General features: G+C 58.9%; 12 protein-coding genes. 5 read left to right on the forward strand and 7 right to left on the reverse strand.

All coding sequences use genetic code 11. The features are described from left to right. The first annotated feature begins 174 nt into the window (after nucleotides 1-174). The 4 genes from ACYVIT_RS16470 to ACYVIT_RS16485 all read left to right on the forward strand — a co-directional run bounded on the left by ACYVIT_RS16470 (nucleotide 175) and on the right by ACYVIT_RS16485 (nucleotide 3,662). Nucleotides 175-714 carry a TRAP transporter small permease gene (locus ACYVIT_RS16470; RefSeq protein WP_415805847.1) on the forward strand — a complete coding sequence of 180 codons (540 nt, stop codon included), beginning with the start codon at nucleotides 175-177 and terminating at the stop codon, nucleotides 712-714. Continuing rightward, nucleotides 711-2,009: a TRAP transporter large permease gene (locus ACYVIT_RS16475; RefSeq protein WP_415805848.1), complete on the forward strand. Its 1,299-nt coding sequence runs from the start codon at nucleotides 711-713 to the stop codon at nucleotides 2,007-2,009. Before ACYVIT_RS16470 ends, ACYVIT_RS16475 begins: the two co-directional genes overlap by 4 nt. A 62-nt stretch (nucleotides 2,010-2,071) precedes the next feature. Continuing rightward, nucleotides 2,072-3,100, forward strand: a complete 1,029-nt coding sequence (locus tag ACYVIT_RS16480) for a DctP family TRAP transporter solute-binding subunit (protein ID WP_415805849.1) — start codon at nucleotides 2,072-2,074, stop codon at nucleotides 3,098-3,100. A 142-nt stretch (nucleotides 3,101-3,242) separates the two neighbouring features. Continuing rightward, nucleotides 3,243-3,662, forward strand: coding sequence for a barstar family protein (locus tag ACYVIT_RS16485; protein ID WP_415805850.1), 420 nt, complete (start codon nucleotides 3,243-3,245; stop codon nucleotides 3,660-3,662). A gap of 29 nt (nucleotides 3,663-3,691) precedes the next feature. Here the strand turns inward: ACYVIT_RS16485 and greB are convergent, their stop codons facing one another. The 6 genes from greB to ACYVIT_RS16515 all read right to left on the reverse strand — a co-directional run bounded on the left by greB (nucleotide 3,692) and on the right by ACYVIT_RS16515 (nucleotide 11,315). Then, nucleotides 3,692-4,243 carry a transcription elongation factor GreB gene (gene greB, locus ACYVIT_RS16490; RefSeq protein ID WP_415805851.1) on the reverse strand — a complete coding sequence of 184 codons (552 nt, stop codon included), beginning with the start codon at nucleotides 4,241-4,243 and terminating at the stop codon, nucleotides 3,692-3,694. A gap of 6 nt (nucleotides 4,244-4,249) precedes the next feature. Next, nucleotides 4,250-5,095, reverse strand: coding sequence for a 3',5'-nucleoside bisphosphate phosphatase (locus ACYVIT_RS16495; RefSeq protein ID WP_415805852.1), 846 nt, complete (start codon nucleotides 5,093-5,095; stop codon nucleotides 4,250-4,252). Between the two features lie 1,270 nt (nucleotides 5,096-6,365). Further along, complete coding sequence (locus ACYVIT_RS16500) at nucleotides 6,366-7,388, reverse strand: NUDIX domain-containing protein (RefSeq protein WP_415805853.1); 1,023 nt, start codon at nucleotides 7,386-7,388, stop codon at nucleotides 6,366-6,368. A gap of 89 nt (nucleotides 7,389-7,477) precedes the next feature. Next, nucleotides 7,478-9,199 carry an NAD+ synthase gene (locus tag ACYVIT_RS16505; RefSeq protein ID WP_415805854.1) on the reverse strand — a complete coding sequence of 574 codons (1,722 nt, stop codon included), beginning with the start codon at nucleotides 9,197-9,199 and terminating at the stop codon, nucleotides 7,478-7,480. Nucleotides 9,200-9,227: 28 nt separating this feature from the next. After that, nucleotides 9,228-10,427 carry a nicotinate phosphoribosyltransferase gene (pncB, locus tag ACYVIT_RS16510; RefSeq protein ID WP_415805855.1) on the reverse strand — a complete coding sequence of 400 codons (1,200 nt, stop codon included), beginning with the start codon at nucleotides 10,425-10,427 and terminating at the stop codon, nucleotides 9,228-9,230. Nucleotides 10,428-10,457: 30 nt separating this feature from the next. Beyond that, entirely contained in the window at nucleotides 10,458-11,315 is an 858-nt protein-coding gene (locus tag ACYVIT_RS16515) for a cysteine hydrolase family protein (protein ID WP_415805856.1), read from the reverse strand. Between the two features lie 153 nt (nucleotides 11,316-11,468). On the opposite strand from ACYVIT_RS16515, the gene ACYVIT_RS16520 reads away from it, so the two are divergent. Continuing rightward, nucleotides 11,469-12,164, forward strand: coding sequence for an NUDIX hydrolase (locus tag ACYVIT_RS16520; RefSeq protein WP_415805857.1), 696 nt, complete (start codon nucleotides 11,469-11,471; stop codon nucleotides 12,162-12,164). A gap of 74 nt (nucleotides 12,165-12,238) precedes the next feature. On the opposite strand, the gene ACYVIT_RS16525 is transcribed toward ACYVIT_RS16520, so the two are convergent. Next, entirely contained in the window at nucleotides 12,239-13,177 is a 939-nt protein-coding gene (locus tag ACYVIT_RS16525) for an alpha/beta fold hydrolase (protein ID WP_415805858.1), read from the reverse strand. Nucleotides 13,178-13,276 lie beyond the last annotated feature (99 nt).

The raw sequence follows: 13,276 nt of genomic DNA on the forward strand, positions 1-13,276 counted from the left end.
CTAACGCGGGACGCCGTCAACGGTAGGATGCTGCGATCCTGGCCCGTATGGCCTGCATGGCTTGCTCCGGCCGGTTTGCATAGGCATGCGTGCGCTAGCCGGGCTGCTGTTTATCCCGGGTTATCTGCGTTTCCTGTTTTCCGATTACTGCCCTATTCCAAGCTGCTGTTGCCCATGTCCCTCCCAGACGTCCCCGTCGACTCGGCCAATCCCGCCGAACCCATCATCCCCGCCGCCCCCGATCCTGACGTCAAAGTCCCCCTGGCTCTCGAAGACTGGCTCGCCGTCGGCGTACTGGCCATTCTCGCCCTGATCACCTTTGTCAACGTGCTGGTGCGCTATTTCACCGACCAGTCCTTTGCCTGGACCGAAGAAATCTCGGTGTTCCTGTTGATCGTGCTGACCATGGCGGGGGGCAGCAGCGCATTTGTCCGCAACCACCATATCCGTATCGAGGCGGTCGCCGATAGCGGCTCGCCGGCCCGCCAGCGACGCCTGGCCATCATTTCGCACACCGTCGTCCTGCTGTTTTTCATCTTGCTGACCGTACTGTCTGTCCGCTTGGTGCTGGACGAATATATGTACGAGGAGACCTCGCCCGCCATCGGCGTGCCGACGTGGTGGTATTCGATCTGGCTGCCGGCCATGGCGGCGGCGATTGCGCTGCGTACGCTGGGCACGCTGCGCCGTCTTCTGCAGGGAAAAACGCAATGATCGCTGCCCTGCTTTTCATCGTCTTCGCCATCCTGATGGTCATCGGCGTCCCAGTGTGCGTGTCGCTGGGCGTGGCGGGCACGCTGGCCATTGCGATATCCAATCACGATGTCGCGTGGTTCGGCCTGCTGGCCGTCCCTCAGAACTTTTACGCGGGCTTGGCCAAATATCCCTTGTTGGCCATTCCGATGTTTGTCTTGGTCGGCTCGATTTTCGACCGGTCTGGCGTAGCTCGCCGGCTCGTCGATCTGGCCATCGCCATCGTCGGGCGCGGCCCCGGCATGCTGCCGCTGATCGCCATTGCCGTTGCCATGTTCCTGGGCGGCATTTCGGGCTCGGGGCCAGCGTGCGCGGCAGCCGTCGGCGCCGTCATGATCACCGCCATGTCGCGAGCGGGTTATCCCGCGCCGTTTTCGGCCTCGGTCGTCGCGGCCGGCGCCGCCACCGACATCCTGATCCCGCCGTCTATCGCATTCATCATCTATTCGGTGCTGGTGCCGGGCGCGTCCGTGCCCGCGCTGTTCGCCGCCGGCATGGTGCCCGGCATTTTGGCCGGTATCGCCCTGATCGTGCCCGCGGTATGGTTGTCACGCAAACACAAACTCGGCATCCAGGAAGCCCACCTGCCCCGTCCGCCCTTTTGGGCCAGCCTGCGCGAGGCCAGTTGGGGCCTGGCAGCCCCCGTCCTGATCCTGGGCGGGATGCGGATGGGCTGGTTCACGCCGACCGAGGCCGCCGTCGTTGCCGTGTTCTATGGCCTGTTCGTCGGCATGTTCATCCATCGCACGATCAAGGTCCGCGACCTGTTCATCATATTGCGCGAAGCCGCGGAGCTCTCGGCCGTCATCATGATGGTGGTCGCCCTGGCCGGCATCTTTGCCTGGGCGCTGTCCACACTGAGCATCATTGACCCGATCACCCATGCCATCGTCAATTCCGGCCTGGGTGAATGGGGCGTGCTGTCCTTGTTGATCCTGCTGTTGATGACGATGGGCATGTTCCTGGACGGCATATCGATCTTTTTGATCTTTGTGCCGCTCCTGATGCCCATCGCCAACGCCTATGGCTGGGACCCCGTCTGGTTTGGCGTCATCCTGACGCTGAAAGTGGCGCTGGGTCAATTCACCCCGCCCCTGGCTGTAAATCTGATGGTATCTTGCCGCATTGCCCGGGTACCTATGGAATCCACGATCCCGTGGGTACTGTGGCTGTTGGCGGCGATGTTCCTGGTGCTGGTCTCGGTATTGGTGTTTCCGCAACTGGCGCTGTGGCTGCCGCACAAGCTGGGGTATTGATCATCGCACCCAGCCGTTGCATTGATAACGCATAAATTTCACAAACACGAGGAGATAACCCCATGAAGCTACGCAACCTGATCGGCGCCGCCTTGTGCGCGGCAGCCGCATTCGCGTTGACCCCGGCGCACGCCCAGAATTACAAATCGGAATACAAACTCTCCATCGTCGTAGGCACCAGCTTTCCCTGGGGCCAGGGCGCGGTGATCTGGTCCGACCTCGTGCGCGAACGCACCAACGGCCGCATCAACATCAAGGTCTATCCCGGCACCTCATTGGTCCAGGGCGATCAGACGCGTGAGTTCACCGCTATCCGCCAGGGCGTCATCGACATGGCCGTCGGCTCGACCATCAACTGGTCGCCGCAAGTCAAACAGCTCAACCTGTTTTCCCTGCCCTTCCTGATGCCCGACTACGCCGCCATTGACGCGCTCGTGCAGGGCGAAGTCGGCAAAGAGCTGTTCAAAGTCATTGAAAAAGCCGGCGTCGTGCCGCTGGCCTGGGGTGAAAACGGCTATCGTCAGCTGAGCAACTCGCGCCACGCCATCTCCAAGCCCGAGGATCTGAAAGGCCTGAAACTGCGCGTCGTCGGCTCGCCGCTTTACATCGACACCTTCACCGCGCTGGGCGCGAACCCGACCCAAATGAGCTGGGCCGATGCGCAGCCCGCCCTGGCCAGCGGCGCGGTAGATGGTCAGGAGAATCCCCTATCGATTTATACCGGCGCAAAGCTTTACGATGTCGCTCAGAAATACCTGACGTTGTGGAATTACGTTGCCGATCCGTTGGTATTCGTCGTCAATCGCGAAGTCTGGGAATCCTGGTCTGAAGCCGATCGCAAGATCGTCCGCGAAGCAGCCATCGAAGCCGGCAAAAAAGAAATCGCGATCGCCCGTAAAGGCGTGACCCCCGAAGACCCATCCTTACTCAAGGAAATCGAAGGCCATGGCGTGACGGTCACCTCGCTGACCGAGGATCAACATAAGGCATTCGTCGCCGTGACCAAGCCCGTCTACGACAAGTGGAAACCACGTGTCGGCGAAGACTTGGTCAACCTCGCGGAAAAATCCATCGCCGCGCGCAAGAAATAAGCAGCAACCCAAGGGGATACGGCGGCACCAGCCGCCGACCGGAAGGCACGGACAACAGAGCCCGCCTCCAGCACGGACGCCGATCGGCGTCCGTGTTTTTTATTGTTATGTTCAACGCCCGACGCCACACGCCGTAGCAGCCATGCCGACCAAAACCCTGACTCTCGACGGAAACAATATTCACGATATTCCATCGTTTTACGCGGAGATCAATCGCGTGTTCATGGCAAACGAAGACTGGCAGCTCGGGCCAAGCCTGGATGCGTTGGACGACATGCTATATGGCGCCTATGGCGCAGCTCACGGACAAGAATCGATTGTCCTGATCTGGCGAAACATGGAAAAAAACCGTGCAGATCTCGGTATCGCCGCCACGCGGGAGTATTACCTGGAAAAACTGAAGCATCCAGACCAATTCAACGTGGCGCTCTTCCGTAAAAACCTGGAGTCACTGGAAAACGGCACAGGCGCCACCTATTTCGACACTGTGCAGCAGATCATCGCAGATCATCCCAATATCACACTGCGTAGCCAGGACGACGCCTCATCGGCTCCACGCTAGCGGCATAGGCATTGACACAGCGACCGCCGTTACTCGGGATACTGCACTTCCAGAATATCCAGTTCCTCGACTCCGCCTGGCGTGCGCAGGACAACAGTGTCCCCCTCGCGAGCTTTGATCAATGCGCGGGCCACAGGCGAGATCCAGCTGATTTTGCCCGCCAACGGTTCGGCCTCGTCGACCCCGACAATGGTGACGACATGCTCCTCGCCAGCCTTGTCCGAATAGGTCACGGTGGCACCGAAAAAAACCTGATCGCGATTCGGTTGCGCAGCGGGATCGACCACCTCGGCGATGTCCAGGCGCTTGGTCAGAAAACGCATGCGCCGGTCGATTTCGCGCAGGCGTTTTTTGCCGTACAGATAATCGCCGTTTTCAGAACGATCACCATTCGAGGCTGCCCACGACACGACCTGCACGACAGATGGACGCTCGACATTCATCAAGTGAGCCAGCTCATCGCGCAAACGGGCATAGCCCGCTGGCGTCATGTAGTTGCGAGTACCCGCCGGCAACGCCTGTGTCTCGGGCAAATCATCGTCGCCGTCGCGATCCGACTCTTTAACAAAAGCCTTGTTCATTATTGTCTAGAACCAGTCGTGCCAGACCGGCTTCAAATCGTCGGGTAATGGGGGCAACGAACCGAGATCCGCCTTGCTCTCTGTCGGGCTATGAAAATCCGAACCCCGCGAGGCCAGAAATCCAAAGCGTCGAGCCACGCCCGCGTAGTGACGAGCCTCGTCGGCGGTGTGACTCCCCGTCACCACCTCGATCCCGACGCCGCCCAGCTGCAAAAACTCGTCGAACAGCGCATTGAACTGCAACAACGAGTATTTATAGCGGCCAGGGTGCGCAATGACAGCACGTCCGCCTGCACCAATGATCCAGCTCACCGCGTCCTGCAATGTGGCCCATTGCATCGGGACATGCCCCGGACAATCGTCGCCCAGGTATTTGTTGAAAACAGTCTGCACATCCGGGCAATACCCGGCTTGCACCAAATAACGCGCAAAGTGGGTACGGCTGACCAGGTCCGGATTGCCGGCCAAGGGAATGGCTCCCTCATAGGCATCGGGCATACCCATGTCCGCCAAACGCTGCCCCATGCGGCGCGCCCGCTCGGAACGGCCGGAGCGCGTATTGCGCAGGCCCGCCAGCAGCGCGGGATTTTCGGGGTCAAATCCCAGGCCGACAATATGGACCGTTTGCCCAGCCCAGGTGACCGAGACCTCGCTACCCGTGATGAACTGCATCCCGAGTTCGCGCGCAGCCTCGCCGGCCTGTGCGATACCGCCTACCTCGTCATGATCCGTCAACGCCCAGACATCCACGCCATTGGCGTGCGCACGGCGAGCCACCTCGGCCGGCGGCAAAATGCCGTCGGACACAGTGGAATGGCAGTGCAGATCGATGTTCAAGGTGGTGGTGTACATGAGCACTATTGTACGGCCGTCGGTAGGTCTTGGACCACCTGTTCAATTTTCGCCAGTTTTTCTGGGTCATCCCCTTTTTTGAGCTGGCTTATCTCGCCCGGAATAACGCGGCTTTATGACAGTGCTGGTTTTCTGGCCTGGTCGGTTTAGATGGCCCGTTGACGGAGGATTTGAGTTCTCTCGGACGTTGCAGCACGGGTAGGACGGGGACATGAGTTCTGTTGGACGTCGAAGCGGGGCAGTGACCGTGTTGGCGCTTCACGTGGCCGGTCGGCCGCCTGCGCGGCCGACACCGCTTCGTTCGTCTCGTACGGCCCCTTCGGGCCTACCTTCGACCTCCACTCGCTCGGCCACGAGGCGCGCCAACACGGTCACTGCCCCGCTTCGACTCACAGCATCTCTTGTTCCCTCGTCGCTGGGACGAGTGGTCTACGTAGGCTTCGTAGGAACTGGCTTTTGCAAGGATGAAGATCTTGCAGGGCTGCTATGCACGGGCGCCTACGGGCGCGCCCATGCATAGCGTTCGTGATTAGCATGCGAAGGCTTTGGCATCAGTGACATTTTGAAGATCTCTCGAGCAACGATTTCTCGCAGACAAGCAAGAGATCTTTCGAATGACGATTTCGTGATATCCAAAGAGGTGAGACACCTCTTCGCACGTTCTGCGTATCCTGATGCTCTACGTGTAGTGACGTTCTACGTACCATCATTCCATGCGTCATAACGCTCTACATCTCATCGTACGTTCCATGCGTCATCGTCGCAGGCATCAACTATCACCAAGCAGATCTTCCAACCTGGCACCACGCCACCCCGTCGCATGCCCGGCCCGACCGCGATTCGCGTGTGTGCAGGGCACACGCGAATCGCAGCCCTGCAAGATCTTTCTCTTTGCCAACACAGCAGCATAAAAATGCCAAGCAAAACAACCGTGCCAGCGATGTGATGAGCTTGAATTACTGCGAGTCGAGCCGAGGCAATCGGGCCGTGAGGGCGCCTCAAAGCCGAGTGGAGCGGACGTCGAAGGGAGCGCGAAGGCGCGGACGAGACGAGCGAACACGGTGTCCGGCGCCCGCGCGCCGGACCGGCTTTGTGAAGCCCTCACGGCCCGATTGCCTCGGCTCGACGTCCAATAAGCACTCCAACCTCCTGCAAATCCTACTCACTCGATCACTGAAGACCGCGTTACATAATGCGATAGCAAGATTACGCAGAGCCAAAGACATGCCAACCTGATCAGCTCTCAGTTCATCCCCCTAGTGCCTCACAGTCAACGAAAGCCAAAGAAATGGTCCAGAATCACAGCATGATCCTCGAATAGATCAGCTTCGATTTCAGGCAAACGCTCGATGCGCCACCACACGGCTTCCTTGGCGTCGTCCGAGCCGTGTACCTGCGGCAGTTCATCTCGACTGAAACGAAAGTGAAAAGCCTGTGTGATGAGGCGCCCGCGAGGACTGCGGTCCGGGTGATCAAAAACGGCGCTGCTCTTCAGGGCCGCCCTCATCACTCCGGGTAATGCGGCAAAGCGCGTTTCTTCGTTCAACTCGCGGACCGCGGCGTCATAGAACTGCTCCCCCGGATCGACAAAACCGCCCGGCAATGCCCACTGCCCATGGCCCATTTCGCCGCCACGCTTGATCAGCAGGACGTGATCATTCACCTGCAGCACGCTGTCGGCCGTCAGAAAATACGGCCCCGTGTACTTTGCCTTGTAGCGCTTGATCGCCTGGTGCTCGGCGCGCCGCACCTCGTATTCCGGCAATGCGGCCCATGATCGCAAATAGTCCAGCACGCCTGGATCGACATAGGGTTCCAAGACCTGAATGCTGGAGGACAGCGAGCCTTCGCCAAAATAGACATCGCGCAAACGCGTCGCATCCAGCGGCTGGATGCTGCCTGCATCTTCATAGGCCCAGTCGGGAAAAAGATCCAGGTAGTAGCCCGAAGCATCTTTTTTGAAACCAACCAGAGCGACACGTTGACCCGAGGCGCGCGCTCGTACCTCCTCTCGCAAAACATCCGCCCAACGCCGATCATCGTAATAGTCCCGCACATACACAAATTCCACACGTGCGAGCTGCGCCTGCGTCAACATACTCTCCAGCATGGCGCGGCGTTCGAATTCACGAAATGGATTTTTATCATTGCGTGATCGAAATGAAGATCCAATCACGATCATCACGCGTTCACCGGTATCGAACGCGTGTTCGATCAGCGCCTTGTGCGCCAAGTGGGGCAACTGCCAGCGGCCGATAACGACAGTGACCGGATAGCGATAAGTAGATGACATCACAACATTCCTGATTTTCTAGACAATGTCCGCCCCAATCCGTTTCAATTCAGAAAAATGAGTTGAACAGAAGCCAACACCGAAGCCCCTCAATACTGCCGCGCCGTGATAGGCACCTGCCTGCCCGTTCCAAACGCACGGGCACGTACCCGAATGATAGGCGGCGCCTGGCGGCGCTTGTATTCACTGCGTGCGATGAGCCGCTGCACCTTGTCCAGCGTCTGCCGTCCTGTCTCGGTCTGCGTCAACGCATCGACCGTATTCTGCGCGACCGCCAGATCGTCGGCATCAAGCAAGGTGCCTTCGATCAGCACCTTCAGGATCTCGTCCAGCACCTCATAGGGCGGCAGCGAGTCCGTATCCTTTTGATCGGGAGCCAATTCCGCCGACGGGGCTTTTTCGATGATGCTCTGCGGAATCAGCTCCCGGCCCGCAGTCTTGTTGATATGCCACGACAGGGCAAAAACCTCGGTCTTGTAGAGATCGCCAATCAAACCCAAGCCGCCGTTCGTATCACCATACAGCGTGCAATATCCGACAGAGAGCTCCGACTTGTTGCCCGTCGTGAGCAATAACGGACCATATTGATTGGAATACGTCATCAACAACGTGCCACGAACGCGTGCTTGCAGGTTCTCCAGCGCCAAACCGCTCGGCGCCGCACCAACCGTACTGTCCTGCATCGACGCCGAAAACTGCGACACGATGTCCCGTATGGGAATCTCGTGCAGCGTAACCCCCAGATTGCGGCACAACAACACCGAGTCAGACACACTACCCTCGCTCGAATAGACCGACGGCATGGTGATGGCAATCACATTTGCCGGCCCGAGCGCCTCCACTGCCAACGCGATCGTCAGCGCGGAATCTATGCCGCCAGACGAGCCCACCAGGACCTTGTCGAACCCGCAACGACGCGCATAATCGCGCAGGCCCAGCACGATCTGCTGGCGATAAAACTCCAGCACAGGCAGGCCATCGCGTGGCACCGGCTGCAGCGCTTGCCCCTGCGCGTCGAAGAATTTCTGACTGCTCAGATCGAAGCGCAGTGTAGGCGAATCGACCTCAAACCGTTTGGCCTCGAACACCACCGTCCCAGCCGCATCCACTGCAAACGAGGCTCCGTCGAACACCAACTGATCATGCCCGCCTACCTGGGCGACATACAACACCGGCAGTTGGTGACGCGCGCACGCTTTGGAGAACAATTGATGGCGCACTTGGCGTTTCCCCTTACTGCTGGGGCTGGCGTTGATAGAAATCACCAGATCCGGCGCTGCATCTGCCAAGCGCTGAAAAGGATTCACCGAATAATCCTGAGCCTCATCGTTCCAGGCATCCTCGCAAATCAGAAAGCCGATCGTCGCCCCCCGGAGACGCAGTATTTTGGCGGTATCCGGCCCGGGAGCGAAGTGCCGCTGTTCATCGAACACCCCATAGGTGGGCAATAACTGTTTATATTGCGTGTGTACGACTTCACCGTTCAACAGCACCTGCAGGCCGTTATAAAAAGGCTTTCCAGACGTGCCCTCTCGCCGTATCGGCAGCCCGACCACCCAATACACATCCGGCGTCTGACGGCTCGTCTCGTAGAGTTTTGCCTGCGCAGCCGCGCGACGACGCTCAAAAAGCGGATCGTCCAGCAGGTCGCCTGGTGTGTAACCCGTCAACGCGAGTTCCGGGAACACTACCATGTCGGCGCCCGTTTTCTGCGCCTGCTGTGCGACCGCCAACATCATAGCGATGTTGCCGTCCATGTCCCCGACCGTGGGATTGATCTGGCCTACCGTGATCGAAAATTGGTTTTGCATGGTTCGATCCTTATATAAAGAATTCCGCTCAATCCGCCGTGCGGTTAAACACCTGCCGCAGATACGCGAGGAACGTCTCGTCATCGCACAAGGTCTTTCCCGGCGAGTCCGCCAACTTGGCCACCGGCTGATCATTGCAACTCACCAGCTTCATGACGATATTCAAAGGCGTCGCCCCCACGTCGTTCGTCAGATTCGTGCCAATCCCAAAACCCAACTGGCAGCGATCGCCAAAATGCGCATATAGCGACAACATCTTCGGCACGTCGAGCCCATCGGAAAACGTCAGGCGTTTGGTATGGGCATCGATACGCAGCGATTTGTAGTGCGCCAAGGCCTTTTCCCCCCATACTACAGGGTCGCCCGAGTCATGACGCAGGCCGTCGAACAGCTTGGCAAAATACAGATCGAAATCCGCCAGGAACGCATCCATGCCGATCACATCGGTCAGCGCGATGCCCAGGTCGCCACGATATTCCTGCACCCAGGCCTCCAAGGCCGCCTTTTGCGACAAACGCAGTTGCACGCCTACCGCTTGAAAGGTCTGCAAATACTCGTGTGCCATCGTGCCGATCGGCACCAGGTCGAATTTCTTGGCCAAATACACGTTGGACGTACCACGAAAATAGGCCGGCAATTCGGTAGCCAAGGTCGCCACCACCTCCTCCTGCCAAGCGCCACTGAAACGGCGGCGCAGACCAAAATCAAAAAACTCAAAGGGGTGACGCAGCTTCAGGTCAGCCAAGGCGTCTCGCAATTGCGCTACCTTATTGCGCAACCGCGCGCGTCCCTCTGACATGTCCTCAATCTGCAAGCGGCGAAAATACAGTTCGTTCACGATCGCCAGTACGTAAATCTCGAACAACATGACATGCACCTGCGGCCCACGAGCGATGATCGAGAGCTGATCGCCTTCGGCCCGCGCCTCGATAAACGGGCGGTGCAACTGAAACATGCGCAAATACTCGATGAAGTCCGGCTTGAAATAGCTGCGCGTGGCCAGGTATTTCAACTCGTCCGGCGAAAACCGCAACGTGCACAGATAATCCAACTGCCGGTTGAGCTCGTCGGCCAAGTCAGCCAATGGAAAAGCCGGCTGGTTACGACATACGAATCGATACTCCGCAGTGTTGGTCGGGTACTTGTGCAGCAATGCTTGCAGCATCGAGAACTTGTACAGATCAGTTTCCAACAGTGATTGAATGACGGGACGAAAGTATTGGGACATCGCGATTCTCTTTAATAGACTGTTGGGTAATCAGCGCGTGCAAGCATCGAGCACCTGCTGAGCCGTCTGCAGCTGCACGCCTGCGGCGCTCGCGCGCTGCAAGAACTGCTCCGCCTGCGCCTCGAATCCGCCGACCGGGCTCATGCAATCCGACAGCAACATCACCTGAAACCCGGGTTTGAGCGGCAGGCGCGGCAACGCGCCCAATAATTGGTCCACGCTCGCCGCCACGCAGTGACTAGAGGCCAAGCCTGCTACCAAAAGCAGATCGACGTCCTCGGTGACCCGCTGAGCCAATGGCATATTGAATTGCGTCCACGGCACCTCATCCAGGGGAACCTCGGCTTCGAATGCACCGTAATGTTCGCTCCATGGGTATTCACCCTTCAATACCTTGTGCGGCGTACTGTGTGACTGCAATTCCCAGGCGGCCAGGGCTTCGGCGACTTCGGCGTGAATGTTGTGGCCCCAAGTGCCCGTGACGCAATGTACGGGCCACACCACCAGTTGATATCGCCCGGCGCGCTCCAATGCGCGCAATTGCCGCAACACCAGATCTGCTTGACTGGCCGGCACGAAATCCCCTGCCGCGACCCGATCCGCCGAGATCAGGGTAAAGGGCGCAACGGGCTGTCCATCACGGTCTTTCCAGAACGTCGTGCGCTCGATCGCGACATGGGGGTGAGAGTCCAGCGTAACCGTAATGTCGCGCAGACGCGGCCCCATTCTGGTCACAAAATCGGCCAGCCGTTTCATATCCCGATCCCCGCCAGAAACCGGCAAAGCGGGCGACGCGGCTATTCCCCGCACCTGCGGCCGCGCATCAGCCGGCAAATCACAAAAGTCATTCTGCGGATCGATGATCAAGAGGTGAATCTGCTGGCTCATGATGGTTCTCCACAAAGGCATCTGGGTAGGCTTGATCAAATTATACATACTTACGGCATATTTGCCATAAGACATAAACGCCAATTGATGTAGAAATATGTGACATACCGCGTTTTCGCCGTTAATATCCTGGAATCCGATTCTGGCTTGGCTATGAGCGATATTTCTTCCACCTCACACCCTACCCCGATCCTGACCGTCGATGTCGTACTGTTGACGTTACTCGATCGCCGCCTTCAGGTCGGCCTGGTTCGGCGTGACAATCCGCAAGAGCCCTTTTTTCAGGCATGGACCGTGCCCGGGGGATTTGTGCATCCGCAAACCGATCACGACGCCCAGCACACGGCGATGCGCGTCCTGCAGGAAAAAGCCGGCGTCCAAAGCCCTTATCTCGAGCAGCTCGCCACGTTCGCGGGCGCGGCACGCGACCCGCGTGGGTGGTCGGCCTCCATCGTCTATTACGCGTTGGTGGCGCCGCACATCGCGCCTGAAGGCAACGATAAATTCCGATGGGAACCCGTCAGCGAGATCACAAAGCGCACCCTGCCTTTTGACCATTCCACGATTTTGCGTACCGCCGTCGAGCGTGTGCAGTCCAAGACCAGTTATTCCGCGCTGCCCATTCATCTGATGCCGCCCGAGTTCACGATTTCGGAATTACGCGGGGCATATGAACAGCTGCTGGGCGGTACGCTGGAGCCCCGCGGATTCATCCGCCGAATCCAGGAGATGAACGCGCTGGAGGAAACCGGCCGTACAAGAACCGAGGGCCATCGGCCTGCGCGCTTGTATCGCGCCAGACGCGATGATGTGCTCGCGACGCTGGAGCCGTCGCTGTTACCCAAATAATGCGCCGTACCGCTTTGACCGAAGCATGACTCTCGCGTCGCGCGTGTTTCAGTATGCGTCGGGCACACCTACCATCACGACGATACCGGCTGCCCGTGCAGAAAACTCGCCACGGGATCGATCTGCGCATCGTCCATGAGCGTCGGCGCATGCCCCACGCCCGGGACAGTGACCAGACTGGCTCGGGAATTGCGTGCCACCATCTCGTGCGCGGTCGCCTCGCTCAACAAATCCGATTCGGCGCCTCGCACGATCAGAATAGGACAATCCAGGGAATCATAGGCATTCCACAGAATCTGCTCGCCCGTGGAATACGCCTCGACCGCCTGCGATGCCAGAGGCACAGCCAGATTCAGATCGTAGTGTTTGACCCATTTGTCGCCACGCTGGACATATACATTACGCGTCAGGTCTTCCCATTGGGCATCCGTATGCGGCCCAAACGTCGCCGATACTTCGCGCACGGCCTGCACCGCCTGAGCAAACGACTCGAACTCGACAGGCTGGCCGACATATTGACCGATGCGGCCCAGGGCTTCGGGGCTCAACCTGGGTCCCACGTCGTTTAACACCATCCGATCAAAGCGGATATCCTGATCGGCCGGCCAAGCCTCGGGACGCGGCTGCACAGCATGCATCATGCGGGCAAAGGTAGCAATGCCGGCCAAGCCCAACCCGATCAAGCCCCCCATCGACGTCCCCACCCACGACAACGAGGCGGGCCGTAGCCTCGCGATCAAGGTCACCATGTCCGAGACGTACTGCGGCACGCTATAGAGCGCCGGCGTGGGCAGCCAATCGGAACGGCCGCGCCCCGCGACATCCGGGCAGACCACCCGGAAATCACCCGCCATTCGCCGGGCCAAAGAATCGAAATCCCGGCCCGTACGGGTCAATCCATGTACGCAGAGCAAAACGCGATCATTATCGGGATCCCCCCATTCGCTATAAGCCATGCGATGCAATCCCGCGGGACTGGCGCAGGTGACGTAATCGAATCTGGGTTCCAGCATGGGGGCTCCTGACCGTTTTGGGGGAGCAGACATCTTATCGCAGGTAGATCCCAGCCCCGTCCTCATATCCCCCCACTATCCCCCCCTGTGTCACCACCA

It is taken from the genome of Bordetella muralis (genome assembly GCF_054781015.1).

Bases quoted from the DNA above. Each gene is read 5' to 3' on its own strand.
- ACYVIT_RS16470 (WP_415805847.1), top strand. From the start codon at position 175: ATGTCCCTCCCAGACGTCCCCGTCGACTCGGCCAATCCCGCCGAACCC.
- ACYVIT_RS16475 (WP_415805848.1), top strand. From the start codon at position 711: ATGATCGCTGCCCTGCTTTTCATCGTCTTCGCCATCCTGATGGTCATC.
- ACYVIT_RS16480 (WP_415805849.1), top strand. From the start codon at position 2,072: ATGAAGCTACGCAACCTGATCGGCGCCGCCTTGTGCGCGGCAGCCGCA.
- ACYVIT_RS16485 (WP_415805850.1), top strand. From the start codon at position 3,243: ATGCCGACCAAAACCCTGACTCTCGACGGAAACAATATTCACGATATT.
- greB (WP_415805851.1), bottom strand. From the start codon at position 4,243: ATGAACAAGGCTTTTGTTAAAGAGTCGGATCGCGACGGCGACGATGAT.
- ACYVIT_RS16495 (WP_415805852.1), bottom strand. From the start codon at position 5,095: ATGTACACCACCACCTTGAACATCGATCTGCACTGCCATTCCACTGTG.
- ACYVIT_RS16500 (WP_415805853.1), bottom strand. From the start codon at position 7,388: ATGTCATCTACTTATCGCTATCCGGTCACTGTCGTTATCGGCCGCTGG.
- ACYVIT_RS16505 (WP_415805854.1), bottom strand. From the start codon at position 9,199: ATGCAAAACCAATTTTCGATCACGGTAGGCCAGATCAATCCCACGGTC.
- pncB (WP_415805855.1), bottom strand. From the start codon at position 10,427: ATGTCCCAATACTTTCGTCCCGTCATTCAATCACTGTTGGAAACTGAT.
- ACYVIT_RS16515 (WP_415805856.1), bottom strand. From the start codon at position 11,315: ATGAGCCAGCAGATTCACCTCTTGATCATCGATCCGCAGAATGACTTT.
- ACYVIT_RS16520 (WP_415805857.1), top strand. From the start codon at position 11,469: ATGAGCGATATTTCTTCCACCTCACACCCTACCCCGATCCTGACCGTC.
- ACYVIT_RS16525 (WP_415805858.1), bottom strand. From the start codon at position 13,177: ATGCTGGAACCCAGATTCGATTACGTCACCTGCGCCAGTCCCGCGGGA.